This is a genomic window from Symbiobacterium sp. (genome assembly GCF_040797425.1).
Taxonomy (GTDB): Bacteria; Bacillota; Sulfobacillia; order Symbiobacteriales; family Symbiobacteriaceae; genus Symbiobacterium.
This window is the reverse complement of sequence record NZ_JBFNEH010000015.1, coordinates 43041-68399: the sequence shown is the minus strand read 5'-3', so window position 1 is coordinate 68399 and position 25359 is coordinate 43041. Positions and strand designations below refer to the sequence as shown.

General features: G+C 67.7%; 23 protein-coding genes. 11 read left to right on the top strand and 12 right to left on the bottom strand.

Going from position 1 to position 25359, the window contains the following annotated elements:
* From AB2385_RS06875 to AB2385_RS06855, 5 genes are all read left to right on the top strand, one after another.
* A partial coding sequence (locus tag AB2385_RS06875; RefSeq protein WP_367654212.1) for an alpha-ketoacid dehydrogenase subunit beta occupies window positions 1-618 on the top strand: 618 nt, incomplete at its 5' end.
* A 19-nt stretch (window positions 619-637) separates the two neighbouring features.
* On the top strand, window positions 638-2044 hold the full coding sequence (locus tag AB2385_RS06870; RefSeq protein WP_367654211.1) for a dihydrolipoamide acetyltransferase family protein: 1407 nt from the start codon (window positions 638-640) through the stop codon (window positions 2042-2044).
* 174 nt (window positions 2045-2218) lie between these two features.
* Window positions 2219-3634 carry an ABC transporter substrate-binding protein gene (locus AB2385_RS06865; RefSeq protein ID WP_367654210.1) on the top strand — a complete coding sequence of 472 codons (1416 nt, stop codon included), beginning with the start codon at window positions 2219-2221 and terminating at the stop codon, window positions 3632-3634.
* A 66-nt stretch (window positions 3635-3700) separates the two neighbouring features.
* Window positions 3701-5008: an HD-GYP domain-containing protein gene (locus AB2385_RS06860; protein WP_367654209.1), complete on the top strand. Its 1308-nt coding sequence runs from the start codon at window positions 3701-3703 to the stop codon at window positions 5006-5008.
* 160 nt (window positions 5009-5168) lie between these two features.
* Entirely contained in the window at window positions 5169-5702 is a 534-nt protein-coding gene (locus tag AB2385_RS06855) for a GNAT family N-acetyltransferase (RefSeq protein ID WP_367654208.1), read from the top strand.
* 154 nt (window positions 5703-5856) lie between these two features.
* On the opposite strand, the gene AB2385_RS06850 is transcribed toward AB2385_RS06855, so the two are convergent.
* The 4 genes from AB2385_RS06850 to AB2385_RS06835 are packed head-to-tail and all read right to left on the bottom strand — an operon-like array spanning window position 5857 to window position 9895.
* A complete protein-coding gene (locus AB2385_RS06850; RefSeq protein ID WP_367654207.1) occupies window positions 5857-6768 on the bottom strand; it encodes a two-component system response regulator in 912 nt (303 codons plus the stop codon).
* The gene (locus AB2385_RS06845; RefSeq protein WP_367654206.1) at window positions 6731-7144 is read right to left on the bottom strand and encodes a response regulator; all 414 of its coding nucleotides are present in this window, start codon (window positions 7142-7144) and stop codon (window positions 6731-6733) included. Before AB2385_RS06845 ends, AB2385_RS06850 begins: the two co-directional genes overlap by 38 nt.
* The gene (locus AB2385_RS06840; protein WP_367654205.1) at window positions 7113-9173 is read right to left on the bottom strand and encodes an ATP-binding protein; all 2061 of its coding nucleotides are present in this window, start codon (window positions 9171-9173) and stop codon (window positions 7113-7115) included. Before AB2385_RS06840 ends, AB2385_RS06845 begins: the two co-directional genes overlap by 32 nt.
* A gap of 20 nt (window positions 9174-9193) precedes the next feature.
* On the bottom strand, window positions 9194-9895 hold the full coding sequence (locus AB2385_RS06835) for a LuxR C-terminal-related transcriptional regulator (RefSeq protein ID WP_367654204.1): 702 nt from the start codon (window positions 9893-9895) through the stop codon (window positions 9194-9196).
* A gap of 264 nt (window positions 9896-10159) precedes the next feature.
* Between AB2385_RS06835 and hpdB the strand changes: the two genes are divergently transcribed.
* The 4 genes from hpdB to hpdA all read left to right on the top strand — a co-directional run bounded on the left by hpdB (window position 10160) and on the right by hpdA (window position 15503).
* Window positions 10160-12877 carry a 4-hydroxyphenylacetate decarboxylase large subunit gene (gene hpdB / locus AB2385_RS06830; protein WP_367654203.1) on the top strand — a complete coding sequence of 906 codons (2718 nt, stop codon included), beginning with the start codon at window positions 10160-10162 and terminating at the stop codon, window positions 12875-12877.
* 6 nt (window positions 12878-12883) lie between these two features.
* Entirely contained in the window at window positions 12884-13141 is a 258-nt protein-coding gene (hpdC, locus tag AB2385_RS06825) for a 4-hydroxyphenylacetate decarboxylase small subunit (protein WP_367654202.1), read from the top strand.
* Between the two features lie 76 nt (window positions 13142-13217).
* Window positions 13218-14525: a nitrate/nitrite transporter gene (locus tag AB2385_RS06820; RefSeq protein ID WP_367654201.1), complete on the top strand. Its 1308-nt coding sequence runs from the start codon at window positions 13218-13220 to the stop codon at window positions 14523-14525.
* A 27-nt stretch (window positions 14526-14552) separates the two neighbouring features.
* Window positions 14553-15503: a 4-hydroxyphenylacetate decarboxylase activase gene (hpdA, locus tag AB2385_RS06815; protein WP_367654200.1), complete on the top strand. Its 951-nt coding sequence runs from the start codon at window positions 14553-14555 to the stop codon at window positions 15501-15503.
* 130 nt (window positions 15504-15633) lie between these two features.
* Here the strand turns inward: hpdA and AB2385_RS06810 are convergent, their stop codons facing one another.
* From AB2385_RS06810 to AB2385_RS06790, 5 genes are all read right to left on the bottom strand, one after another.
* Complete coding sequence (locus tag AB2385_RS06810; RefSeq protein ID WP_367654214.1) at window positions 15634-16461, bottom strand: energy-coupling factor ABC transporter ATP-binding protein; 828 nt, start codon at window positions 16459-16461, stop codon at window positions 15634-15636.
* Entirely contained in the window at window positions 16433-17287 is an 855-nt protein-coding gene (locus AB2385_RS06805) for an energy-coupling factor ABC transporter ATP-binding protein (protein WP_367654199.1), read from the bottom strand. Before AB2385_RS06805 ends, AB2385_RS06810 begins: the two co-directional genes overlap by 29 nt.
* Window positions 17284-18051, bottom strand: coding sequence for an energy-coupling factor transporter transmembrane protein EcfT (locus tag AB2385_RS06800; protein ID WP_367654198.1), 768 nt, complete (start codon window positions 18049-18051; stop codon window positions 17284-17286). The genes AB2385_RS06805 and AB2385_RS06800 overlap by 4 nt, the downstream gene beginning before the upstream one ends.
* A 94-nt stretch (window positions 18052-18145) precedes the next feature.
* Entirely contained in the window at window positions 18146-18754 is a 609-nt protein-coding gene (locus AB2385_RS06795; protein ID WP_367654197.1) for an ECF transporter S component, read from the bottom strand.
* A gap of 11 nt (window positions 18755-18765) precedes the next feature.
* The gene (locus AB2385_RS06790; protein WP_367654196.1) at window positions 18766-19515 is read right to left on the bottom strand and encodes a nucleoside phosphorylase; all 750 of its coding nucleotides are present in this window, start codon (window positions 19513-19515) and stop codon (window positions 18766-18768) included.
* A 151-nt stretch (window positions 19516-19666) separates the two neighbouring features.
* On the opposite strand from AB2385_RS06790, the gene lipA reads away from it, so the two are divergent.
* Window positions 19667-20629, top strand: coding sequence for a lipoyl synthase (gene lipA, locus AB2385_RS06785; RefSeq protein ID WP_367654195.1), 963 nt, complete (start codon window positions 19667-19669; stop codon window positions 20627-20629).
* Between the two features lie 126 nt (window positions 20630-20755).
* On the opposite strand, the gene queG is transcribed toward lipA, so the two are convergent.
* Window positions 20756-21949: a tRNA epoxyqueuosine(34) reductase QueG gene (gene queG / locus AB2385_RS06780; RefSeq protein WP_367654194.1), complete on the bottom strand. Its 1194-nt coding sequence runs from the start codon at window positions 21947-21949 to the stop codon at window positions 20756-20758.
* A 163-nt stretch (window positions 21950-22112) separates the two neighbouring features.
* Complete coding sequence (locus AB2385_RS06775; RefSeq protein WP_367654193.1) at window positions 22113-23153, bottom strand: calcium/sodium antiporter; 1041 nt, start codon at window positions 23151-23153, stop codon at window positions 22113-22115.
* Window positions 23154-23515: 362 nt separating this feature from the next.
* On the opposite strand from AB2385_RS06775, the gene AB2385_RS06770 reads away from it, so the two are divergent.
* Entirely contained in the window at window positions 23516-24031 is a 516-nt protein-coding gene (locus tag AB2385_RS06770; protein ID WP_367654192.1) for an NUDIX domain-containing protein, read from the top strand.
* Here the strand turns inward: AB2385_RS06770 and AB2385_RS06765 are convergent.
* The gene (locus AB2385_RS06765) at window positions 24015-25349 is read right to left on the bottom strand and encodes a hypothetical protein (RefSeq protein ID WP_367654191.1); all 1335 of its coding nucleotides are present in this window, start codon (window positions 25347-25349) and stop codon (window positions 24015-24017) included. The genes AB2385_RS06770 and AB2385_RS06765 overlap by 17 nt on opposite strands.
* Between the last annotated feature and the right edge of the window lie 10 nt (window positions 25350-25359).

Below are 25359 nucleotides of genomic sequence, written 5' to 3'. Positions count from 1 at the left end.
GTGCACGGCGGCCTCTATCACTCGCAGTCCGTGGAGCAGTACTTCACCAACACCGCCGGGCTGAAGGTGGTGGTGCCCGCCACGCCCTACGACGCCAAGGGCCTCCTCACCGCGGCGATCCGCGACCCCGACCCGGTGCTCTTCTTCGAGCACAAGGGGCTCTACCGGGCGGTGAAGGGTGAGGTGCCCGAGGAGGACTACGTGATCCCCATCGGCCGGGCCGAGGTGAAGCGTGACGGCACCGACATCACGGTGATCTCCTACGGCAAGACGCTTCACTTCTGCCTGCAGGCGGCCGAACTCCTGGAGAAGGAGGGCTACTCGGCCCTGGTGCTGGACCTGCGGACGCTGCTCCCGCTGGACAAGGAGGAGATCGTGGCCGCCGCCCGCAAGACGGGCAAGGTGCTGATCGTACACGAGGCCTCCAAGACCCACGGGATCGGCGCCGAGGTGGCCGCCATCATCGCCGAGGAGTGCCTGTTCGACCTGGACGCGCCGATCCAGCGGCTCTGCGGCCCCGACGTGCCGGCGATGCCCTACGCCGACCCCATGGAGAAGTTCTACATGCTGTCGACCGAGAAATGCCTGGCGGCCATGCGGCAACTGGCGCAGTTCTAGGCAGAGGAGGGAGACGGCCTTGGAGATTACGATGCCTCAGTTGGGCGAGTCGGTGACGGAGGGGACGATCCATCGCTGGCTCGTGGCCCCGGGCGACCTGGTGAAGCGCTACCAGCCCATCGCCGAGGTGATCACCGACAAGGTGAACGCCGAGATCCCGTGCCCGGTCGCGGGTCGCATCGTCTCGCTGGACGTGCCGGAGGGGAGCACGGTCCCGGTGGGGACGCGCATCGCGACGATCCTGACGGAGGAGGAGGCCGCGCACGCCGGTTCACCTCCGGCGGGTCCCTCCGCACCGGCTGAGGCTGTCGCGGAGACGGCGCCTGCGGAGACGGGCTCCGCAGGGGCAGCCGTGGCCTCCGCAGGCGCGGCGTCTGCGGGAACGGCTGCCCCGGGAAGCGGCGGGACGGCAACCGCCGTCATCGCGCCGCCGCCCCGCACCGCCGGCGGCCGCTACAGCCCTGCGGTGGTGCGGCTGGCGCAGGAGCACGGCGTCGACCTGAGCCGGGTGCACGGCACCGGCCTCGGCGGGCGCATCACCCGCAAGGACGTGGAGGCTTACATCGAGGCGCAGCGGGCTTCCGCTTCGGCTCCCCCCGCACAGGCTGTGGCTCCGGCCGCGGCTGCGGCCTCTGCCCCGGCTCCCGAGCCTCCGTCCGCGCCGGTGACCGGCGCGCCCTTCGCAGCCCCTGCGCCCGCCGGCTACCCCGTGCGTTCCGGCCCGGGCGACCGGGTGATCCCCGTCGACCCGGTGCGCAGGCGCATCGCCAACAAGATGGTCCAGTCCAAGCACGAGGCGCCGCACGCCTGGACGATGATGCAGGTGGACGTGACCGATCTGGTGAGGCTGCGGGAGCAGGTGAACCCCGAGTTCAGGCGGCAGCACGGCCTCAGCCTTTCCTACATGCCCTTCTTCATCAAGGCGGTGGTCGAGTCCCTGAAGGAGTATCCCATCCTGAACTCCCAGTGGGCGGGCGACCACATCGTGGTCAAGCAGGAGATCAACATCTCCATCGCGGTGGCCACGGAGGAGGCCCTGGCGGTGCCCGTGATCAAGAACGCCGACCGGCTCTCCATCGCCGGCCTGAACCTGGCGGTGGCCGACCTGGTGGCGCGGGCCCGGGCCGGGAAACTGACGGTGGACGACGTCTCGGGCGGCACCTTCACGGTCAACAACACCGGCGCCTTCGGTTCGTTCCTGTCGGCGCCGATCATCAACTACCCGCAGGCGGCGATCCTCTCGTTCGAGGCGATCACGAAGACGCCGGTGGTCCTGGAGAACGACGCCATCGCCATTCGCTCGATCATGAACATCTGCCTCTCGCTGGACCACCGCATCCTGGACGGCCTCGTCTGCGCCCGCTTCCTCCAGGCGGTCAAGCGGCGGCTCGAATCGTACGGCCCCGGAAACGTGAGCCTGTACTAGTGCCACGAGCGGCTCCGGCAGTTTGCCGGGGCCGCTCGCCGTTTCGGTGTGCGATGAATGGGGTTCTTGGTAAGTTCAAGACGCGAAATATATGGTAATATGTGAATTGGACGCTCCGCCACTCTCCCGGGCTGGGGGATGTGTGCGACGATTCCCTCGGGAGGCGAGAGCGAGATGCGGCGGGGTTTCGCGCTCGGAGTGCTGGTTGGACTGCTGGTCGTCGTAACGGGCTGTGGCGGTGCGGGGCCCAGCGTGCGGACGGCCGGACCGGGGTTGCCGGCCACCGTTCCGGAAGAGCCTGCGGCCGCGAAGGCCTGCACTCCCCTGTACGTGGTGGGCGACTCCGAAGAGGCCACACGCTCCTTCGAGCTGGAGGCAGACGAAATCTGCCGGCGCTTCGGCGTGCGCCCGGAGCTGCGTTTTCCGCCTCACCTGACCACCGAGCTGGACAGCTTCGTCCGCGAGGCCGGCGATGAGGTGGACCTGGTGATCATTCCGCCCCGCCACCTGGACCTCTTCATCTCCCAGGGGCTGATTCAGCCGGTCGACCAGTGGATCGACACCACAGACCCCTGGTTCACCGACATTCTGCCCGTCTACCGGAACCTCTACATGCGCTTCGGCGACCGGTTCTACGGCTTCGTCTACGACGGCGACACGCACCTTCTCTTTTACCGGAAGGATCTGTTCGAGCGCCTGGACCTGGAGCCGCCTGAGACCTGGGCGGAGTACGATGCGGCGGCGCGCGCTCTGGCGGGCACGGAGTACCTGCCGGGCGGCACCCGTTACGGCACGGCCATCATCGGGCGCGAGAACAAGGCCTACATGTGGTTCGTGGAGCGCTACGCCAGCCTGGGCGGGAAGTACTTCGACGCCAACATGCGCCCGCAGGTTGACAGCCCTCTGGCCGTGCAGGTGCTGGAAGACCTGGCCCGGCTCCAGCGCGAGGTGGCGCCGGAGGCCCTGTATGACTGGGAGGACTTGAACCGGGCGCTGTTTGCGGGCACCGTGCCGATGGCGGTGCAGTTCTCCGACACCGCCCGCTTCTCATACGACACCGAGGTATGGAAATCGCAGGTCGCCGGCCGGCTCGGGTGGACCGACGTGCCCGGCCAGGCGCAGGGGGCTCCGCGCGGCGGCATCTTCTTCGGGCGGGTGCTGGTGATCTCCTCCAGGTCCCGCCAGCCCGACGTGGCCGCCGCCGTGGCCAAGTACGTCACCAGCCCCGAGGTGAGCGGGCGGATGATCACGCGGGCTGACACCATCAACGATCCCTACCGGTACAGCCACCTCGCCCATCCGGAGCAGCAGACGCTCTTTCCGTCTCCCGACATCGCAGCCGATCTCTACGCGGCGGTGGAGCGGTCGCTGGAGCGGCCGATGGCCGACCTCACCATCCCCGGCGGGTGGTCCTACACCCAGGCACTGGACCGCGCCGTGCTGAAGGTGCTGCGCGGAGAGGCATCGGCGGAGGAAGCCCTGCACACGGCCGCGGCGGAATGGGAGGACATCACGAACCGGCTCGGGAGAGAGTCCCAGGCTCTGGCCTACCGCCAGTGGTCCGCCTGGGTGAGGCAGGGCAACAGGTGAACGGTGATGAGACGGTCGTCGCTTTCGCTCCGGGTGCACTTCGGGAGTGCCATGTGGGTTGTGTCGATGCTGATCGTATGGGGAGGAGCCGCCCTCTTCCTCTGGTGGAACGCCATCCAGACCGAGGCGCAGGTGCGGCAGATGGCGCGGGCCGTCGCGTCGACCCTCGCGGTGACCATCGGCAACGACTGGGAGAACACGACCCATATGGAGACCACGGTGCACCTGGCCTCGCGCCAGGACGGGGTGGCCTACGTGAAGGTGCGGCTCCCCTCCGGCGGTCTCCGCACCAGTGCGGGTGACCCGGGGATCGACCCGTCGCAGGTCTGGGTCGAGTCCGAGCCCATCACGCACTTCAACCAACAGCTGGGCAGCGTGGAGGTGGCCGTGTTCCGCTGGGTGGGAACGGAGCTGCTCGAGCCGTGGGTGCGAACCACCCTGTGGATCACGGTGGCGGCCACGCTGGTGGCGACTTTGGTTTCCTGGCGGGTGACGGAGCGGGCCACCAAGCCGTTGGAGCGGCTGCGCACGGCGGTGGTCCACTGGGAGGAACCTGTCTCGCTGGACCCGGCGGAGTTCAGCGGCGCGCGGGAACTCGAGGACCTCTTCGCCGGCTTCAACGAGATGCGCCAGCGGGCGCTGGCCAGGCGGGCGGAGCTGGAGCAGGAGGTGGCCGCCCGCACGGAGGAGCTGGACGAGGCCTACCGGGCCCTGGAGACCTCCTTCCAGGAGACGGTGGCGGCGCTGGCGGCCACACTGGACGCGCGGGATCGGATGACCGCCAGCCACGGCAACCGCACCGCCGAGCTGGCCGGCCGCATGGCGGAGACCCTGGGCATGAGCGCGGAGGAGCAGCGGCGGCTCGTGCTGGCCGCGACCCTGCACGACATCGGCAAGATCGGCGTGCCCGAGGCGGTGCTGCTGAAGCCGGGCCCGCTTACGGAGGCGGAATGGCGCCAGATGCAGGCGCACGCCGCGATCGGCGGGGAAATCCTGGGCGCGGTCTCAGGCATGGCGGACGTGGCCGAGGCCGTGCGCCACCACCACGAGCGCTGGGACGGCTCCGGCTATCCTGACGGGCTCGCCGGCGAGCAGATCCCGTACATGAGCCGGATCATCGCCGTGGCCGACGCGGCAGAGGCCATGTGCTCCCGCCGCCGCTACCGCGCCTCCCTCGGCGCCGAGACGGTGCTCGCCGAACTCCGTCGCTGTAGCGGCACGCAGCTGGATCCCCGCATCGTGGAGCAGGCGTGGGACGTGATCGAGGCCACGGTGAGATCCTGGTGCAGCGAGGAGGCCGAGCGCAGCCGGGAGGCCGCCTCCGAGCCGGTGCTGACCACCGCCGGCCGGGAGCGCACCAGCCACGCGGACTGATCGGTTGGACGCCGCACCGGCGGGGGACCGATGCGATTTGGTCCGATCGGAGGGGTGGAGACCCCTCCGGACGTGTCATGCGCGCGACCGCGGCCGCGGGTTAGACTTTAAGTGAAAATGGGAACAATAGCGGCAGCAACGGACGGAGGGGGGCGAGAGCATGCCTGCCACCATTCAGCACGATGTCGTACAGTTCGTCTCGCGGACCGGGCGCCCCGTGGTGCTCCGGCCCTGCACCCCCGAGGACGAGCCGCTGATTGCCGACATGTACCGGCGCCTCTCGTCCGACACGCTGTACCTCCGCTATTGCAGCTCGGGCGTGACCGTCTCGCCGGAGCAGGAGGCCGTTCGCCTCTGCGAGGGCGACCCCGAGGACCAGGCGGTGATCCTGGCGCTGAGCGAGGGCGAGGTCGTCGGCATCGCCGAACTGGGCCGGGTCGACGACGAGACCGCCGAAGCCGCTTTCCTGGTGCGGGACGACTGCCAGGGGGAGGGCATCGGCACGGCCCTGGCCGAGCGCCTGGTGGAGGTCGCCCGCGAGATGGGCTTCAGCCGGCTGCAGGCGTACATGCTGTACGAGAACCACGGCATCCGCCGGCTGACCGCCAAGCTGCCGTACCCGCGGACGTGGACGGGCGGGTTCGGGGAACTCTGCGTGACGCTCGACATCAGCCGTGCCCCGGCGCTGCGGTGACCGGTTGCGAGAACCGCCACCCCCGGAAGAGGGGGTGGCGGTTCTATTTTGATCGTCCCCGCCCTTGCGACTTCCCCGGGAGCAGCATCTGGGGGGCAGGACTCAGCCGTCGGGGGCTGGCGGCGGAAGTGGAGCGAGTCCGGACCGGAGGGGCTCATGCCCGCACGTGTTCCTGCGGAATGGAACCCAGCATCGGCTGGAGCAGCACCGGGTTCCACCAGCCTTGCTCCGCCTGCTGCCGAAGGCGTCGCCCCGCCGCTTCTGCATGGTCTTCCTCCGCCAGCAGGTGGGCCAGGGCGTTGGCCATGGTGAGCACCTGCAACAGCGTGGACTGCTGGTGGGCCTTGAGCCCGTCGGGCCAGCCGCCGCCGTCCCAGCGCTCGTGGTGGCCCCGCACCAGCGGGGCCAGTTGCGACAGGGGGCCCAGGTGCCGAAGCACCCGCTCGCCGTTGGCGGGGTGGTCCGACCGCGGGGCGCTGCTGACCACCTTCCCCAGGTCGTGAAGCAGGCCGGCCCAGGAGAGGAGCTGCCCCTCCGCAGCCGACAGCCCCAGAGCCCGCGCCGTGCTGCCGCAGAGGGCCGCCACGAGCCGGCTGTGCCGGGCAAGCCCGGGGTCGCTGAGCTCGATCAGCGCAAACAGGCTGTTCACCACGTCCTCCGGCTGCTCGCGCTGGCGGACGCGCTGGTTCGTCTGGAGCAGCGTGCGGACCCGGGCGTAGAGCTCGGGTCGCCGCACGGGTTTGGCCAGCAGGTCGTCGGCGCCCGCTTCGATGGCGAGGATGCGCCAGCGCTCTTCGCTGAGGCCGGTGATCATCACCACGGGAATGTCCCGGGTGGCCGGAGAATGCTTCAACTCCTCGCATACCTCGAAGCCGTTGCGACCCGGGATTCGCACGTCCAGAAGCACGAGGTCCGGACGCCGGTTTGCCACCAGCGTCAGCGCAGCGTGGCCGTCCGGGGCGACGGCCGTCTCGTACCCGGCGGCCGCCAGCATCTCCGCCAGCAGGCGGGCTGAGGCCGGATCGTCTTCAGCGATGAGGATCAGCGGGACCTCCGACTCGGCCATGGGCGGATTCCCCCTTCAGGTGTTCAGCGATGATGCGGGGCAGCTGACGGGTGTCGATGGGTTTCGAGACGAACCCGTCGCAGCCGGCCAGGAGGGCCCGCCGCCGGTCCTCCTCGCCGGCGTAGGCTGTGACCGCCAGGATGCGGATGTGGGCGGTGTGGGGATTTTGGCGCAGCTCATGGGTAATTTCGAGGCCGGTCATCCCTTTCAGGGAGATGTCCATCAGGATCAGGTCGGGCCTGTGCAGCCGCGCGAGCTGCAGCGCCTGGTCGCCCGTGCTGGCCTGGAGTACTTCGTACCCGTGCACCGTGAGCAGATCGGAAACCAACTGCATGTTCAGCTTGTTATCCTCCACGACCAGGATCCGAGCCGCCACTTTGTTCAACTCCTTTTGGTAACGGCAGGTAGACGCGGACCACGGTTCCCTTTCCCAACTGGCTCTTCAGCTCGATGCGTCCGCCGTGCATTTCGGCCAGCTTCTTGGAGAGCGGCAGCCCGAGCCCGACGCCCTCGTGACGCCGCCGGTAGCCGGATTCGGCCTGCACAAACTCATTGAAGACCGCGGTCTGGTCTTCAGGGCGTATACCGATGCCGGTGTCTTCCACCTCGATCACGGCCATATCGTCTGCCCGGCTGAGGCGAACCCAGATCCGCCCTCCCTGCGGCGTGAACTTGATGGCGTTGGAAAGGAGGTTATCGAGAATCTCCTTCACCCGCGTGGGGTCGGCCATGATCGGGGGGACACCCGGATCGCAGTTGACCTCGAGTTTCAGTCCGGCGGCGTCCGCCGAAGGGATGCAGCGCTGGTGGACAGACTCGATCAACTCCTGCAGGGCGACGGGTTGCAGTTCCAGGGACATGCGGCCCTGCTCGATCTGCGAGAGGTGGAGGAGGTCGCTGATGAGCTGCAGCAGGTGGTTGCCCGAGGAGAGGATGTGGTCCAGGTACTCCCGTTGCTTGGCGTTTACGGGACCGGCCAGCTCATCGATCAGCATCTCGGAGAAGCCGATGATGGAGTTGAGCGGCGTGCGCAGTTCGTGGCTCACCGACGCGAGGAAGTTGCTCTTCAGCTGATTGGCCTGCTTCAGTTCCGCCACGGCCTGCTTCAGCTCGAAGGTGCGGTGCTCCACCTCGGCCTCCAGCGCCGCCTTCGCCTCCTGCAGCTGACCGGTCAGCGCCTGCAGTTCTGCCCTGTCGTCCTCGATCTGGTGCAGGTAGGTCTCTGTCTTCTTGGTCTGCTCCACCAGGGCGCCGGCGAGGGTCTGGAACGCCTGGTGCAGAGCCTGGACCTCGCGGCTGTAGAGGGCGGGTGGGGGGTCGATCAACTGGGTGGCGCGGGCCAGGTCATGGGAACGGGCGGCCGTGGTCAGCCGGACGATATCCCGCTCCAGCCCCGTGATCGGCTGCACCAACTGGCGCGCCATGGCGTGTGCGATCCCGAGACTCAACAGCACCGCCAGCAGCCCGCAGGCCAGCATGAGCGCCTGTGCGCCGTCGGTATACATGGCGAAGCGGGTCTGCGGCAGGCCGATGCTGAGCGCACCGATGACCTGGCCGGCGGCGTTGTGAATCGGGTCTGCGGCCACGTAGTGCCGCTCCGCCCCCACCGGCACGGTTCCGTAGTAGCGCTCCCCCTGCTTCACGGCTCTGCGGAGCCCGGAACTCTGCTGGCTTCCGGTCTCCACCAGGCCCTGCTGCCGGGTGATGATGTTGGATGAGATGCGGATACCCTCCACGGCCACGGAGAGGTAGGAACCGGGGAGGCGCTCCGAGGCGGCGCTGGGAATCTGCTCGGTGTTGTTGAGCAGGATGCCCGCCACGACGGCGACGTCGCCGGTGTCCGTACGGACCGGAACCGCCACTACCTGCACGATGCCCACATCGGTGCAGCCGGCGTCTCCCGGTTGGCATCCCGCCGGGACGTAGAGGCGGTGGAGCGCCTGCGGCATGTGTGCGGCGACGAAATCCGCTGTGACCAGTTCGCTGCTCGAACGCACCTGGCCCGTGCGCAGGGCCTCCGCCGCAATTTCGGGGAACGGGGGCGCCTGGCCCACGCGATCCGGGTTCGTATGGCCCAGGGTGAGGCCCTCCGGGCTCACGGCTGCGGCGAAGTCCGCTTCCGGCAGGGCGTCGAGCAGCGGCGGGAGCGCCGCGGTGCTGAGCGGCCCGTCGGAAGCGGCGTTCCGGGCGAGCGCCTGGATGGACGTGATCAGGCGGTCCGGGCCATCGTGATAGGCGTCCCACGCCACCTGAATGGCGACCTGCATCCGGTCGACCAGGTAGATCTGGGTGAGGCGGTCGCTCATCAGGGCATAGATCGCGGTGAGCAGAATCCACAGGGTGAGCAGCGTCAGGGCGAAAGCCGTGAGCAGGCGCCGGCGCAGGGAAGGAAGTTGTACGTTCATGCAATCGCCTTTCCCAGAAGCTACAGCGGTGATTTGCGCGACCCGCTCGTCCGGGGGCAGATCGACTCGCGCACGGCGTAGAGGGCCGCTTCCGTGCGGTTGTTGAGCCCGAGTTTCATGAGCAGGTGGGTGATGTGGGTCTTGACGGTGGACTGGGAGATATAGAGCTGCGAGGCGATCTCCCGGTTGGTGAGCCCCGCCCCGATCAGGGCCAGGATCTCCCGCTCCCGTTCGGTGAGCAGGCCGGCCTCGCCTTCCGCCGCCCTGGGCGTTGCAGCCGGGGAGGCGTCCTCCGGCCGGGCGCCCGGGCCCGGTCCGGGCGCGGCCGGGGGCCGGACCAGCCGGAAGAGATCCTGGATGAGCCGCACGCTGCCCGCCGCCTGGGCGGGGCCGCTTCCGGCCACAAAGTAGACGACGGGGGTCTCGAAGTCGTCGGGGTCCACGCCCAGCGGGCTTACGAAGCAGCAGCGGCCGCGGGGACAGGGGAGGCTTACGGTCTGGCGCGTTCTCTGTATGCGCGCCACGGCCTCCCGCCTGAGGTTCCAGCAGGCGCTGGAGCGGGTGGGGTCGGCTGCCGCACACGCCGGCGGGAGGCCTGAAGGAACGGTAACCTCGTTGCAGTCGGGATCCAGGACCACCAGGGAGAACCCATGAAGCCGGGACAGCTGATTCTGCGTGCGTTGCAGGAGCGTCAGCCAGCGGATTTCCTGTTCGGATGGCACGGGCCTCCCCTCCCTTTGTGAACAGTATAACATGTCCCCCTGCGCCAGGACCGCAGGCTTAGGCCAACAGTACGAAACCAGGACAGGAGGCCTAGTCCTTTGCGCCAATGGGACGACCCGCGGCATGGCGCACTCCCGAAGTTCATACCGGTGCTAACCCCCCCTGCCGATGTGGCCGGGGGGTTCGTATTGGTACGCTCGGAGTGGCGGACGAAGGAACGTCAAGGCCAACACGTGCAGGTACGAAGGGGGTATACGAGCTCGATGGCAAAGACTGCGACTCTGGCTGAGATTCTGCAGCAAAAGGGCATCTCGCTCGAACAGCGGTACGGCGGCGAGCCGCCCGCAGACATGGTGGACCGCGAGGTCCAGAAGGAGCCCACTCCGCGTGCCAAGAAGCTCCGCGACCTGTACTACCAGACCCTGTCCAGTGCCAACATGGAGTTCCCCTACTGGTACACCCGGACGTATGCCGACAACATCCACGACGTTCCCATCATCCGCCGGGCCAAGGCCCTGAAGGCCGCTTACTCGCACCTGACCCCGATGATCTTCCCCGGCGAGAAGCTGGTCATGGGCAAGACCCACTACTACCGTGGTTCCTTCCCCATGCCGTGGCTCTCTGAGGGCTACTACATGGCGAAGGGCGACGAGCTGTATGAGGACGCCAAGCAGCGCGGCTCCACCTCCGCCGACGAACTGGTCAAGTGGGGCCAGGGCGGCGGCAACGTGGTCAAGTCCTTCGGCAAGGTCGTCTCGCTGGCCGGTAAGTTCGGCATCCGTCAGGAAGAGGTTCCGGCGCTGCTGAAGACCGCCCGCTGGTGGGTCGGCAAGTCCGTCGAGGACGAGTCCGCCAAGTACGAGGCCCTGGTTCCGGGCTACGCCTTCAAGACCGCGCTGATGCGGTCGGTCATCTGCATGTTCGAGTCCGGCTTCACCCTGCCGCAGGGCCGTGAGGTCACCAACTACTACTACCCGCTGCAGTACGGTCTGGACGGCCTGATCCGGATGTGCGAGGAGAAGGCGGGCGAGGTGGCCGGCGAGGCCGGTGGCGACCTCGTGAGCGGCATGGACCGGCTGTACTTCTACCAGGCCGCCAAGCTGGTGCTGGAGGGCATCCAGACCTGGATCCTCAACTACGCCAAGGAAGCCCGGCGCCTGGCGTCCGTCACGGAAGAGCCCGTGCAGAAGAAGGAGTACGAGGAGATCGCCGAGGTCCTCGAGCACATCGCGCACAAGCCGCCTGAGACCTTCCGTCAGGCGCTGCAGATGCAGTACACCATCCACATCGGCGTGCTGAACGAGGACGCCATCTCGGGCCTCTCGCCGGGCCGCATCGGCCAGGTGCTCTATCCGTACTTCGAGCAGGACATCGAAGCCGGCCGCATCACCGAGGAAGAGGTTCTGGAGCTGCTCGAGTGCCACCGCGTGAAGTTCACCTGCATCGACGTGTTCGCCTCCGCGGGCGTCGTGGGCGGCGTGCTCTCCGGCAACACCTTCAACAACGTCTCCCTGGGCGGCCTGACCAAGGATGGCCTGCCGGCTGCCAACCGGCTGGAGATGCTGATCCTCGAGGCCGGCATCACCTGTGCCTGCCCGCAGCCGACCCTGTCGATCCTCTACGACGAGAAGCTGCCAGAGGAGTTCCTCCTGAAGGCGATCGAGTGCGTGAAGACCGGCACCGGCTACCCGGCCTGGATGAACAACCGGGTCGGCATGGAGTTCATGCTGAACCAGTACGGCGCCGAGGGAATGACCCCCGAGGAAGCCCGGGCCTGGGCCATCGGCGGCTGCCTCGAGTCGTCGCCCGGCTCCTGGAAGCCGCTCACCCTGCGGGGCAAGACCTACTGGATCCCGGGCGGCTCCGGCACGCCCACCTCGGTCGGCGTCCACTTCCTGGCGCTGCCGAAGATCCTGGAGTGCGTGCTCTTCAACGGCAAGGACATGCGCACTGGCGAGCAGGTCTTCGAGCCGCACAACCGGGAGATCGACAGCTACGAGACGCTGGTTGAGATCTTCAAGGACTACTTCGAGAAGGCCGTCGATGTCCTGAACAAGTGCAACAACATCCAGCACGACATCTGGCGGAAGAACAACATGGCCATCTGGCACTCCATCCTGAAGCCGGATTGCCTGGATCGGGGCCTCCACATCGGCAACGGCGGCTATCGCTTCATGGCCACCTACAACGTGGAGACCTGCGGCACCGCCAACTTCATCAACTCGCTGGCGGCCATCAAGAAGCTGGTCTTCGACGACAAGAAGTACACCCTCGAGCAGATGAAGGACGCCATCCTGAACAACTTCGGCTTCAAGACGGCCGAGGAGATCGGCTCCTACTCGCTGCTGCAGCAGGAGAAGCGCGAGGGCGGCCAGGTCTACGACGACATCCACGGCGACTGCCTCATGGCTCCGAAGATGGGCAACGACGATCCGTATGTCGACTCCATCCTGAAGGCTTACGAGGAGTACGTCTGCGAGGTCACCCACAAGTACGAGTCCCTGTACGCCCGGCCGCTGTATGTCTGCCAGATCTCCGTCTCGACGCACGCCCCGCAGGGCGCGGCCACCCTGGCCACGGCGGACGGTCGCCTGGCGGGCACCACCTACGCCGACGGCTCGATGTCGCCGTACCCGGGCACCGACGTCAACGGCCCGTACGCCGTGTTCAACTCGGCGACGGTCTGGAACCACGCCGAGTCCCAGAACTCGCAGCTGAACATGAAGGTCCACCCGACGGCCGTCAAGGGCCTGGAGGGCGCCCGCAAGCTGCTTGACCTGACCCGGGCCTACATGCGCAAGGGCGGCTTCCACATCCAGTACAACATCGTCGACTCCCGTGTGCTGCGCCAGGCGCAGGAGAATCCGGAAGAGCACCGTGACCTGATGGTCCGTGTGGCCGGCTTCACGCAGTACTGGGTCGAGATCGGCAAGGCGATCCAGGACGAGGTCATCGCCCGCACCGAGTACGAAAGGGTGTGATTTGAGATGGCATTCAAGCACAACGACTGCTGGAACTTCGCCACGGTGGACGTGAACAAGGGCATCTGCCGCCGTCTCGGCCAGTTGATCCTGATCGACACCGACGTGTGCGAGCACTTCAACGAGCGGCCGAAGTGCCGGAACTGCGCCTGCTACGCCCCCGGCGAGGAGGAGAACCTCGGTGTCTGCCGGGCGGAGAAGGAGGAGCACTGGACCTATCCGGAACTGATGGCGACCGCTTGCACCTGGTACACCCGCAAGTAGAGGGGAAACGAGCCCCGCCGGGGCCGCGACGCGGCGGGCCCGGCGGGGCTCACCGTTTTGGAGAGGAGGATATCCCGTGGGAACGAAGGTTTCCACCGAACAGGAACTCCGGCGCACCGGGTACATGGTTGTGGCGGCCGCTTTCCTGGCGCTCTTCTGCCTCTTTGGCTTCCGTTCCACCTTCTCCGTGCTCCTGGGCCCCATGCGGGAGTCCACCGGCTGGACGACCGCACAGACGTCGCTGGGCTACTCGCTGATGATGACGGTCTACGCGGTCACGGCCTTCTTCAGCGGCATGGTCGTTGACCGCTGGGGCACCCGCCCGGCCTATTGGACCGGTGCCGTTTTCTGCGCCCTGGGCTTCCTGCTGACCTCCCGGGTGCAGAGCTACTATGCGTACCTGGCGGTCTACGCCCTGTTCGCCGGCGTCGGCACGGGCATGCTGTGGGTCTCGTCCACCGTCTCCGTGCGCAAGTGGTACGTTGGCCAGACGTACGCCACCATGTGGGGCATCGCCTTCGCCGGCGCCCCGCTGGCGCAGGTGGTGCTGAGCCAGATCGTCAAGAACGTGCTCAAGACCACCGACTGGCGCGCGGCCATGGTCTACCTGGCTGCCGTGGTGTTCGTGGCGCTGGTCATCGCCGGCTTCCTGGCCCGCCGAAACCCGGCCGATTACGGCGGCAAGCCCTTCGGCCTCGGGAAGAGCGACGCCGCGGCGGCCGCCCGGAACCAGCGCCTCTGGACCATCAAGGAGGCTTTCAGCACGTTCCCGATCTGGGGCGCCATCATTGCGTTCCTCAGCTCGATGCTCGCCGAGTTCCTGATCTGGAGCCAGATCGTGAGCTTCTGGACCATCGACGCCGGCTACGACGCCAACATGGCCACCAACCTGTACGTGGCCATCGGCCTGGCCGGCATCGTGACCATGCCGGTCATGGGCATCGTCGCCGACAAGCTCGTCTCGCGGGTGGGCGACGAGATCAGGGCCCGCAAGAACATGCTGATTTTCGCGCCGGCGATGGGCATCCTGGCCTGCCTGCTGCTCATGGGCTCCGGCCGCTCCATGGCCCTGGCCGTCATCTCCTGCATCCTGTTCGCCATCTACTGGGCGATCGAGCCCGGCGGCGTGGCCGGTTACGTGGGCGCCGTGTACGGCAACAAGTCCATGGGCAAGATCTGGGGCCTCGGCACCCTCATCGTCATGGGCATCGGCCCGGCGGTGGGCAGCTTCATGGGCGGCTTCCTCTACGACATCTCCGGCAGCTACATGAACTCCATCCTGTTCGCCCTGGGCTCCTACGTGGTTTCCGCGGTGGCCGCCCTGATCCTGCCGATGGCCGCCGAGCGGGAGCAGGCTGTGCAGGAGGTTCCGGATATCGGTTAGGGGTCTCGCCAACGCGGGGGTGATGTGATGCGCCAGGTAACGGGGCTGGTATTCGACATTCAAGGTTACTCTGTACACGACGGTCCCGGCTGTCGAACGCTGGTGTTCCTGAGTGGCTGTCCGCTGCGCTGCGCCTGGTGTGCCAACCCGGAAGGAATGGAGCCGCGGAAGCAGCTGTTGTTCCGCGACGCCAAGTGCAAGCACGTGGCCAACGGGTGCACCCAGTGCATCAAGGCGTGTCCCCAGGGTGCCATCACTTCGTCCGGCCACACAGAGGGGCAGCTGGAGATCGACCGCGCGAAGTGCCGCACCTGCACGACCTTCAACTGCGCCCAGGCCTGCCTGTGGGGTGCGCTGGGCGTCGCCGGCCGGGAGATGACGGTCCAGGAGCTCTGGCGCATCATCGACCGGGATCGGCAGTACTGGGGCGGAGACGGCGGCGTCACCTTCTCCGGCGGCGAGCCGCTCTTGCAGCGGGAGTTCATCGTCGCGATGCTCAAGCGCTGCCAGGAGGGTTACGTGCACACGGCAGTCGAGACCAGTGCCTGCGTCGATACGGATCACCTGTTGCAGGCGTTCAAGTACGTGAACTTCGCCTTCATCGATGTAAAGCACATGGACCCTGGGAAGCACAAGGCCGGCACGCAGGTCTCCAACGAGCAGATCCTGACGAACATCCGGGCCCTGGCGGCCTCCTCCTGGGGAGGACGGCTGGTGCTGCGCATCCCGGTGATCCCCGGCTTCAACGACGACATGGAGAACATGGAGGCCACGGCCGACTTCATGCGCGACGTCGGCCTGACGGAGATCAACCTGCTGCCGTTCCACCGCATGGGCGACTCCAAGTACACGCAGCTGGGCAAGGTCTACGAGTACAAGGACGTGGATTCGCTGCCCCTCGAGCACCTGGTGCCGCTGCAGCGGCTGTTCATGGACCGCGGCATCGCCTGTTACATCGGATCCCATACTCCGTTCTGACGGGCGGCCGGACCGGGCACACGAAGCCGGGGCTGTGTCATCCACAGCCCCGGCTTCGTCCTGCACCGGCGCAGCCCGCGCCAGACGCGGCAGCCGGGCGGATCACCTGTCCGGTCCGCCCGGCTGCCTTCTACTGCGCTCCGTTCTTCGCCATGTCCCGCACCTGTGCCACGAACGCCTCCACGGTGAGCGGCGGGTCGGGGAGGCCCAGCTCCCGCCCCAGCACCGTGATCTGCGGCGGTTCGAGGCCGGCCCGCCGGAGCAGGTCGGGCTGGGCGAAGACCGCCTGTGCGGGGCCGTCGGCCAGCACCTGCCCGTCCTGGAAGACCAGGACCCGGTCGAAGTAGCGGGCGACGAAGTCCATGTCGTGGGTGATGGTGATCACCGTGCGCCCCTGGTCCCTGAGCCACGTGACGATCGCGCCGATCTGACGCACGCCCGTCATGTCCTGGGCGATGGTAGGCTCGTCGAGGATTACCACCGGCGTCTCCATGGCCAGCACGCTGGCGATGGTGACCAGCTTCCGCTCCGCGAGCCCCAGGTCGTAGGGGTTGTGGTCTGCGGCGCCGGTAAGGCCCACCCGCTCGAGGGCGGCCTCGGCCCGCTGCCGGGCTTCCTCCTGGCTCAGCCCCAGGTTGAGGGGGCCGAACATCACCTCGTCCAGGACCCGGCTCTTGAACAGCTGGTCGGTGGGGTTCTGGAAGACCAGCCCCACCTTGCGGGCCATGGTGGCCACGGTGGTGGAGCGGGTGGAGACCCCGTCCACCAGCACCTCGCCCGCGGTTGGTTTCAACAGGCCGTTGAGCAGCCGGACGAAGGTCGACTTGCCCGCCCCGTTCTGCCCGATGATGGCCACCGCCCCGGGCGATATCGTCAGGCTGATGCCCCGCAGCACCTCCACGCCGGGCGTGTAGTGGAAGTGCAGGTCGTTAACCCTGATCTCGGCCAAGCGCCGCACCTCCAATCCGAACCGCCGCCTCCACGGTGACGGGGTAGGTTCCGTCGGGCTCCTGCCAGCCCAGTTCCCGGGCGGCGACCGTCACGGCGGGGACGGCCACGCCGCGCTCCTCGAGCCCCTCCCGGCTGAACACCACGCCGGGCGGGCCCCAGGCCAGCACCTGGCCCCGGTCCAGCACCAGCACCTTGTCGGCCCGGGCGGCGATGCGGTCCACCTTGTGCTCGGCCATGACCACCGTCATGCCCTGCCGGCAGAGGTCGGTCACCGCGGCGAAGACCTCGCTTGTCCCCGCCGGGTCCAGCTGCGAGGTGGGCTCGTCCAGGATCAGCACCTCCGGCTGCATCACCAGCACCGAGGCGATGGCCAGCCGCTGCATCTGCCCGCCGGAGAGGGCGAAGGGGTTGCGATCGCGCAGTTCCCAGAGCCCGAGGAGCCGGAGGGCCCACTCGATGCGCCGGAGCATCTCCTCCCGCGGGATGCCGGCGCGCTCCAGGCCGAAGGCGACCTCCTCGTACACGCTGAACTTGGCCCCGGACATCTGCGTGAACGGGCTCTGGAACACGATGCCGGCCTTGCGGCTCACCTCGGCCACCGGTGTGGCGTGCACGTCCAGGCCCGCCACCTCCACCCGGCCGCCGATGGCGCCCTTGTAGAAGTGGGGCACCAGGCCCACCAGCGCCTGGCAGAGGGTTGACTTGCCCGCCTTGTTGGGGCCGACGATACCCACGAACTCCCCCGGCTCCACCGTGAAGCTGATGCCGTCCAGGGCCAGCTCCGTCTGCCGGGGATAGCGGTAGCGCAGGTTCTCGACCTTGATCACGCTCATGACAGCATCACCCGCCCCGCGATGCCGAGCAGGAGCACGGCCAGGGCGGCAATCCGCACCGGCCAGGCGTAGCTCGGGATCGTCTCGTCATTGAGGAACGTGGGTTTCCGGTTTGAGGCGAACCCGCGCACCTCCAGCGCCAGAGCCCGCTCCTCGGTGGCGATGAGCGAGGAGGTGACCAGCGGCCCCATGAGGGGGATAAAGGCGCGCATGCGCACCCAGAGGCTCCCCTCGGTCTCCATGCCCCGGGAGCGCTGGGCGTCGGTGATGCGCCCGGCGGCCTCGACCATGATGGGGATGATCTGGAGCACCGCGATGATGACGTAGCCGAAGCGGGACGGCAGCCCCCGGCGCACCAGGGACTCCACCAGGTCGGAGGGGCGGGTCGTGAGGATCAGGATGAGCGTGGAGGCCAGGATGTTGTAAAGCCGGAAGGTGAGCCGGAGCCCCAGGAGCAGGCCTTCGCGGTAGAACGTGAGCGGGCCCAGCGTGAGCGCCGGGGTCGCGTTGCCGGCGTAGACGAGCCCCTGGACGACGAAGAAGGTGATGGCGATCAGCGCCACCCCGGCGAAGACGGCCCACACCCGGCGCAGGACGCCGGCCGTTCCCAGCAGGACCAGCATGGCGGCCAGGAGGAGGGCCGGGAGGAGGTGGCCCGGCAGCACGAACGTCAGGACCAGGCCCACCACGGTGAGGAGGATCTTGGAGACTGGGTCTAACCGGTGCACCCACGAGTCGCCGGGCACGTAAAGGGTGTTCTGCAAGGGGGGTCACCTGCCTGTTACAATGGCGCCGGGGCTGACAGAGACAGCCCCGGCGTCGTTTTGCCAAGCGGGCCAGAAGCAGGGGAAGGACCGGCTAGAGCTTCTCCACCTGATCCGTGCCGGCAAAGAGGCCGATGAGCCGCTGCGGCAGGGCCTTGAAGATCAGGAAGGAGATGATGACCGTGATCACCTTGTCCAGCAGGTCGACGACCAGCTCGTCGATGAACGAGGCGATCCAGACGGGCGTGCCGCCGTCACGGAGCACCGTGTAGAGCGCGTCGCCCCAGACGTTGCCGGTGGTGCCCTCCCACAGCATGACGTTGATCGGCGTGGAGACGATCGCAGCGGCCAGGGCCACGATGAGGCCCAGCACGACGGCCCGCGGGAAGGTGCGGATCCAGCCCGTCATGGCGAGGTAACCGACCAGCAGACCGATGACGATGGAGGTGATCAGGTACCAGAATGAGACCGGGTCGGCGGTGATGCCGAAGATGATGTTGTTGACGGCACCCGAGATGGCGCCGATCCAGGGCCCGGCCAGCATACCGGCGAGGACGGTGCCGATGGAGTCGAGCCAGAGCGGGAGTTTGAGCGCAGCGGCGAACAGCTTGCCGACGTAGTTGATGCCCACGGCAACCGGAATCAGAACCAGCGAGAGGGTCGTGAACCGGAACGCCCAGACGTTCTTCTGCTGCGAAGCCATGCGAGCACCTCCTAGCGAGTTTCGACCGTCCACAGGGCATGAAGTGCGTGCAGTGCAACCTGAATCTCCGCTGTCTCGCCCTTGTGCGCCGCCTCCTTTCCTGCCACGAGGTCGTTGATCCCTTCCTCCAGCCCGCCTTCGGCCGGCACGACCACATTGAGCACGCTTCCGGCCCGGGCGCCGCGCAGGCGGGCCACGGTGAGGAGCGTGGCTGTCTCCATGTCGGATCCGAGGACGCCCTTGCCCGCCCAGAAGCGGGTGATCTCGTCTTCCCGGTCGGTGTAGAAGCTGTCATGGCTGCGCACCACGCCGGCGTGGGCGGTGACGCCCAGCTTCGCCGCCGCCTCGACCAGCGCGGCGAGGACGCTGTGGTCGCTCACCGCGGGGTAGTGGACGGGAACGTACATGGCGCTGGCCCCTTCCTCGCGCACGGCCCCGACGGCGATCAGCAGGTCGCCCACCCGGATGTGGGGCTGCAGCGCGCCGGCGCTGCCCACGCGGATCAGCACCCGCGCCCCGATGCGGATCAACTCCTCGGCCGCAATGGCGGTGGAGGGGCCGCCGATGCCGGTGGAGGTGGCGGAGACGGGCATGCCCCGGAAGGTGCCGGTGATGGTTCGGTACTCACGGTTGCAGGCGACTGGCTCCCACCGGTCGAGCTGTGCGGCGATCGCGTCGATGCGTCCCGGGTCGCCGGGCAGCAGGACGAAGGGTGCGATGTCGCCCGGGAGGCACTGGATGTGCGGCTGGCGTTCTTCCACGATGGTGTTCCTCCCCGGCTTGAAGTAAGAACACACCAAGTAAATTGTACCATACGCTACCCTTTCTGGTGCTGTGATTTGCCAGCGAAACGGGACCTGCGTTGCGCCCGCAGCCAAAAGCGGGTAGACTGGGGGCATGTGAGGTGAGACGATGGCCGAGTTCCGGATCGATCCCGACCTGGAGCTTCCCGTCCTTCCCAGCCGCGCCCGGGCGGATGTGGGGCGGAAACCCGCGTGGCTGAAGATTCAGCTGCAGACTGACCCGGGCTTCTCCGAGCTGAAGCGGCTGATGCGCGCCCAGGGGCTTCACACCGTCTGCGAAGAGGCCCGTTGCCCGAACATCTTCGAGTGCTGGAACCGGCGCACGGCGACGTTCATGATCCTGGGGGACATCTGCACCCGCAACTGCGGCTTCTGCGCCGTGACCTCCGGCGTGCCCCGCGGGCTCGACCTGGACGAGCCCGAGCGGGTGGCCGACGCCTGCGCCCAGCTCAACCTCCGCCATGTGGTGGTCACCTCGGTGGCCCGCGATGACCTGCCCGACGGCGGGGCACGGGTTTTCGCCGAGACCATCCGGGCCATCCGGCGGAAGAACCCCCTCACCGGCGTCGAGGTGCTGATTCCCGACTTCATGGGCAACTGGGACGCCCTGGCCGAGGTGATGGCGGCAGAGCCCGATGTGCTCAACCACAACATCGAGACCGTGCGCCGCCTCTCGGACCGGGTGCGGTCGAAGGCGAAGTATGACCGCTCCCTGGAGCTGCTCCGGCGCGCCAAGGAGATGAAGCCGCAGGTGCGCACCAAGTCTTCCATCATGGTCGGCCTGGGCGAGACCATGGCCGAGCTCTACGAGGCGATGGACGATCTGCGGGCCGCCCGCGTGGACATCGTCACCTTCGGCCAGTATCTCCGGCCCACAGCCCGCCACCTGGCGGTAGAGAAGTTCTACACGCCCGCCGAGTTCGCACACCTCCGGGAGGAGGCCCTGAAGCGGGGCTTTGCCCACTGTGAGTCTGGCCCGCTGGTGCGCTCCTCCTACCACGCCGACGAGCAGTCGGCGCAGGCCGTGGCCCGGCGCGCCGCCCTTGCCGATACCGCCCGGGCCGGCGACTGAGAAAAGGCCAGGGAGCCGCCCCTCACCGCCAGGACGGCTCCCTGACCACCAAGAATGGGCATAGCAGAGGCGCCGAAATATGGGCTGCCTCTGCTTGCTATTCTGGCCGGAACATGGCGGCGTTATTCACCGCCGCCCAGTGTCTGCATCCACCGCTTCCAGCGCCGCGTTCAGTTCGAGGCGCACGGCCGCAGCCTGCTCCCGGTGCAGCTGCGCCGCCAGGGCGGCCCGGGCCTCCGGTGCGACGGCCGGGGACAGGCGGGCGAGGCGCCCCAGGGCCCATGCGGCATGCGCCCGGATGACCTCGCTCTCGCTCTCCAGTGCCGCCACCAGCGCCGGCAGCGCCGCAGGGTCGCCGCTGTTGCCCAGGGCGATCACGGCGTTGCGCTGGATGGTCGTCTTCCCCCGCCAGCCCGCCGCGGTGGACCCGAACCAGCGGCGGAACTCGCTGCCGGTCATGGCCATCAGCCGGAGGAGGCTGGGCTCGCCGCCCTCCAGGCCGTCTGCCGGGGCGACCTCGGGGTGGGGGGAGGGGCGGGCCCGCCGGTTGTACGGGCAGACGTCCTGGCAGTCGTCGCAGCCGAAGAGCCGGTTGCCCATCGCCGCGCGAAACTCGGCGGGGATGATTCCTTTCATCTGGGTGATGTACGAGAGGCAGCGGTTGGAGTCCAACTGCCACTCGGTGAGCGCCCCGGTCGGGCAGGCGTCGATGCAGAGGGTGCAGCTGCCGCAGGCCGGCGGCTGGGGCTCGTCCGGGGGCAGGGGCAGGGTGGTGACTACCTCGCCCAGGAAGACCCAGGTGCCGTACTCCCGCGTAATCAGGTTGGTGTGCTTGCCGAACTTGCCGATGCCGGCCCGCTCGGCCACGGCCCGGTCCAGCGGCGGACCGGTGTCCACATAGGCCACGTGCCGGTGGCCCGGCGCCCGCTCCTCCAGCCACTCGACCAGCCGCTGCAGCCGGGCGTGGAGGAGCGGGTGATAGTCCAGCCCCCGGCAGTAGCGGGAGAGCCACCCCCGCAGGGCGGCCCGACCGTTGGGCGGCGGTGGGGCGTCGGGGTGGTAGTAGGCGATGCCGCAGGCGATGATCGCCCGGGCGCCGGGCAGCCACCGCTGGGGGTCCACCCGCTCGTCGATTGCCGGATGTTCGTAGGGGTTCGGCCCGTGCCCCCGCGCCCGGCGCGCCTCCAGGCGCTCGGCCTCCTGCAGGAAGGGGTCGGCGGGCGCCACGCCCACCAGATCGAGGCCGATCTCCAGGGCGTAGGCCTTCATCTCCTGTTTTAGCTGGGCCAGGTCGCGCTGGGGAGCCTGAGTGGTGGACATCTCTAACACCCTTGTTCCATCCGGGAGTATCCGCAGAGTATTGTATCCCTTAGCTCCGGGCAAGCGAAGCGCGGCCCAGGTTAAGTCAGCCATTTCGAAGCAGGAAGAAACCGTTCCCAGTGCGGGCCACCACGTCCTGGCGTTCCAGAACAGCGGTTGAGTTTCATGCGAAAAATTGGAAAGCGCAGAATGCGGCATATACGCTGAGGAGAATGATGCCCTGAGCGCGGGTGAGTGTTCCCCGGACCAGGGCTGGAATGGTCGTAAAGGCCATCACGAAAAGCATGAGGGGAGAGTCTACCACCAGCGAGGCGTTCATCCCGGCGATGGTCTTCTCAACCGGAAGGTCGAACGGAGCGATGGCGGCCGCAAGCCCGCTTACAAGTACCAGGTTGAAGAGGTTTGCACCGACAACGTTCCCGAGTGACAGTGCGGAATGTCCCTTCACCAGGGATGTGATGGCGGTTGTAAGCTCGGGAAGGGATGTTCCAACAGCAATAAATGTAAGTCCGATAACGGAATCGGGTACTCCGAGTCCTTCCGCGATCAGCGTCCCGTTGTCAACCACAAGCTCTGCTCCCAGGGCCACCACGGCAGCCCCTGCAATAAGCCCGGCAACGTCGGTTGCAATGCTGTCGGGTTTCTCCCCATGCCCGACCAGGTACAGGACCAACTGCCTTGCTTTGCGTTCTCCATGGTTTTCCGCATGGGGTACCTCTTCCACAGTCTCTGCGTCGGCCCCCGCCTTCAGGTTCTTGTACGCAGAGACCGAAGAACACAACATATAAGCCGCAAAAATCCCGAGGAGCACAAATCCGCTCCATCTGGTAAACCCACCCTTGATATAGGCCATACATTCGTAGAATGCGGCTGCGATGAAGAAAAAGATCACGGGAAGCTCAAAGGTCTTCTTGTCAACCGGTGAAGGCCTTACGGTTATGGTAATCGCCGTGATCAGCGCAGTGTTGCAGATCACCGAGCCTATTGCATTTCCGTAGGCAATGCCGCTGATTCCCTTGACGGCGCTCGTCGTCGTGACCATTACCTCGGGGAGCGTGGTGCCGATGGACACAATCGTGGCTCCGATCAGAATCTCCGGCAGGTGAAAGCGATGGGCTACGCCGCAGGCGCCGTCGACGAACCAGTCTCCGCCCTTGATCAGAAGGATCAGACCTACTGCAAATAGCAAGGTGACGGCAAACATGTCCATATCCTCCAACGCTGCTGGTCTTGCGAGTGCATGTCGAGGGCTTTCTGCCCGAAATGGACATATCTCTATATAATGAACGCTATCATATTTGAGGACTTGCCTCAAGTAATGCACGTAGCTATTTGAGTTGCTCATAAAAAACGATGATCCGCACAAGTCCGATGCGGATCATTCGATATCTAGATTAGCTCTATTCGTTCTTCTCGATCGACAGTGTGGTGTCCACATACGGGGAACCCGCACACGGTAGCTCCAGCATCACTTGCGACTGGCCGCGCCCCGCCCTTGGATGGCCCGCGCAGGTGCGCTAAGATGACTCCGTTGGGAATACGCAAGGCGAAAGGAAGTGGCGCGGGATGGACGAGCAGGTGACAGGGCTCCGGTTGGTGGCGCGGGTGATGGCGTTCAACCCCCGGGGCGAGCTGCTCCTCTGTCGGAGTCGGGACGGGTCCGCCTGGGTTCTGCCCGGCGGTACCTTGGACCCCGGCGAGGACCTGCGAAGCGCCGCCGCACGGGAGGCGCTGGAGGAGGCCGGCGTCGCCGTGCAAGTGGGCGACCTGGCCTTTGTACAGGAGCTTCGCTCGGTCCGTCGCACCGAGCACGTGGTCGAGGTGGCCTTCCGGGCCGGGGCCGAGGCCGAGCGCCCTGCCGCGGGTCTGGACGCCGGCCGGAAGGCGGAACCCGCCGGGCCGGCCGGACGCCCCTGGCGGGCGTGGCGCATCCAGGACGTGGACGGGCCGGTGCGGGAGTGCCGCTGGTTCACCCGGGAGGAGGTGGCCGCCCTGCCCGAACCGGTCTACCCCGCCCAGCTGCGGGGACCGCTCTGGGAGGGCGGCGGCGCCGTCCACCTGGGGGTCATTGACCTGGGGTAACGGGCGCCGGCGGCTCTGCCCCGGGCAGCGGAACCAGGAGCAGATCGGCGGCTGCGCCGTCCCCGTAACGGAGGAGTGCCGCATGGTTCCCGGCCGCCGTCAGCGCCCCCATAGGTTCGGGCGAGTCGACGAGCAGCCGGGGCGCTGCGCCCGGCCGTTGCAAGTAGAGCGCCCGGGCGTCTGCGCTCAGGAAGAGGAGGGACCCGTCCTCCAGGGCGGCGGGGTTCTCGCCCACCGCCCACGGCGGGGTCAGCGGCTGCGGCTCGCCCCCGTCCACAGGCCACAGGGCGGCGCCGGCGGGATCGTGAACGACGAGGCTGGACGTCGCTGGGTGGAAGCCGGTGGCGATGGCACCCTCTGGCAGGGGACCCAGATCGCGCCAGCGACCGTCTTCCACGTCTACCACCCAGAGCCGTGCGGGAGCGGCGGGGGCCTCGGGAGCGGTGTCTCCGGGCTCGCTGGTCAACGTGCCCGAGACCACCGCCAGCCAGGTACCGTCAGGCGACCACCAGGGCCCTGCCACCAGCACCAGGGGCTCCGGCGGTCTGAACTCTTCCAAGCGGCCGGACGCGTCACCCACCGCCAGGTGCGTGCCGCCCTCTTCCAGGTTGGCGCCGACCGGCGCGGGCAGGCCCCTGCCCGGTTCGACGGCCCGCACCGCCCAGCGGCCGCCCGAGGGCGACCAGGCAACGGGGGCGAGCTGCGCCTCGCTGCCGGGCTGCAGAACCGTACCGTCCATGCGCAACAGTCGCACCGCATCGCCCCGGTTGGCGAGCTTGTACGCCAGCACGCCCTCCTGGGCCGAGAAAGCCAGGTCGCCGTCCCGGACCGGGATCGGCCCCTCCCCGAGCGCACGCACCTCGCCGGATGCGAGATCGATCAGCTGTGGACGGTGTCCTTCCACGACCAGCAGCAGGTTGTCGTGCCAGATGGTCGCCCAGACGGGGTAGGCTGCGACGCCCGCGCCGTGCTCCATGCGGGCCACCTGCCGCGGCGGAATGGTCGGACGGGCGAGGTAGGCAGTGGTCACGCCGGGATGCTGCTCCAGGTAGACGATCCCGTCGGCGTAGGGGCCGACCAGGAGCGGGTCGCAGGCCAGGTGGGCCATCAGCACAGGATCAGACCCGTCGGGCCGGATCGACCAGAGCGCCGATTCGGCAATCAGTGCAATCCGGTTCCCGCTTGCGTGCCAGAGATACGAATGCCGGACCCCGGCGATCGCCAAGGCGCCCGGGACGGAGGAGATGTTCAGCGCCGGAGGCGCGTCGTTGACCCTGGCGTCCGTCGACCCGGGGGGACGGGCGGCCTCCGAAGGCACGGGCGAGTCC

Coding starts and splice junctions, on each gene's coding strand:
- AB2385_RS06770 (WP_367654192.1), top strand. CDS start 23,516: ATGGACGAGCAGGTGACAGGGCTCCGGTTGGTGGCGCGGGTGATGGCG.
- AB2385_RS06860 (WP_367654209.1), top strand. CDS start 3,701: ATGCTGATCGTATGGGGAGGAGCCGCCCTCTTCCTCTGGTGGAACGCC.
- AB2385_RS06855 (WP_367654208.1), top strand. CDS start 5,169: ATGCCTGCCACCATTCAGCACGATGTCGTACAGTTCGTCTCGCGGACC.
- hpdB (WP_367654203.1), top strand. CDS start 10,160: ATGGCAAAGACTGCGACTCTGGCTGAGATTCTGCAGCAAAAGGGCATC.
- AB2385_RS06775 (WP_367654193.1), bottom strand. CDS start 23,153: ATGTTTGCCGTCACCTTGCTATTTGCAGTAGGTCTGATCCTTCTGATC.
- hpdA (WP_367654200.1), top strand. CDS start 14,553: ATGCGCCAGGTAACGGGGCTGGTATTCGACATTCAAGGTTACTCTGTA.
- AB2385_RS06805 (WP_367654199.1), bottom strand. CDS start 17,287: ATGAGCGTGATCAAGGTCGAGAACCTGCGCTACCGCTATCCCCGGCAG.
- AB2385_RS06795 (WP_367654197.1), bottom strand. CDS start 18,754: ATGGCTTCGCAGCAGAAGAACGTCTGGGCGTTCCGGTTCACGACCCTC.
- AB2385_RS06850 (WP_367654207.1), bottom strand. CDS start 6,768: ATGGCCGAGTCGGAGGTCCCGCTGATCCTCATCGCTGAAGACGATCCG.
- queG (WP_367654194.1), bottom strand. CDS start 21,949: ATGTCCACCACTCAGGCTCCCCAGCGCGACCTGGCCCAGCTAAAACAG.
- AB2385_RS06865 (WP_367654210.1), top strand. CDS start 2,219: ATGCGGCGGGGTTTCGCGCTCGGAGTGCTGGTTGGACTGCTGGTCGTC.
- lipA (WP_367654195.1), top strand. CDS start 19,667: ATGGCCGAGTTCCGGATCGATCCCGACCTGGAGCTTCCCGTCCTTCCC.
- hpdC (WP_367654202.1), top strand. CDS start 12,884: ATGGCATTCAAGCACAACGACTGCTGGAACTTCGCCACGGTGGACGTG.
- AB2385_RS06840 (WP_367654205.1), bottom strand. CDS start 9,173: ATGAACGTACAACTTCCTTCCCTGCGCCGGCGCCTGCTCACGGCTTTC.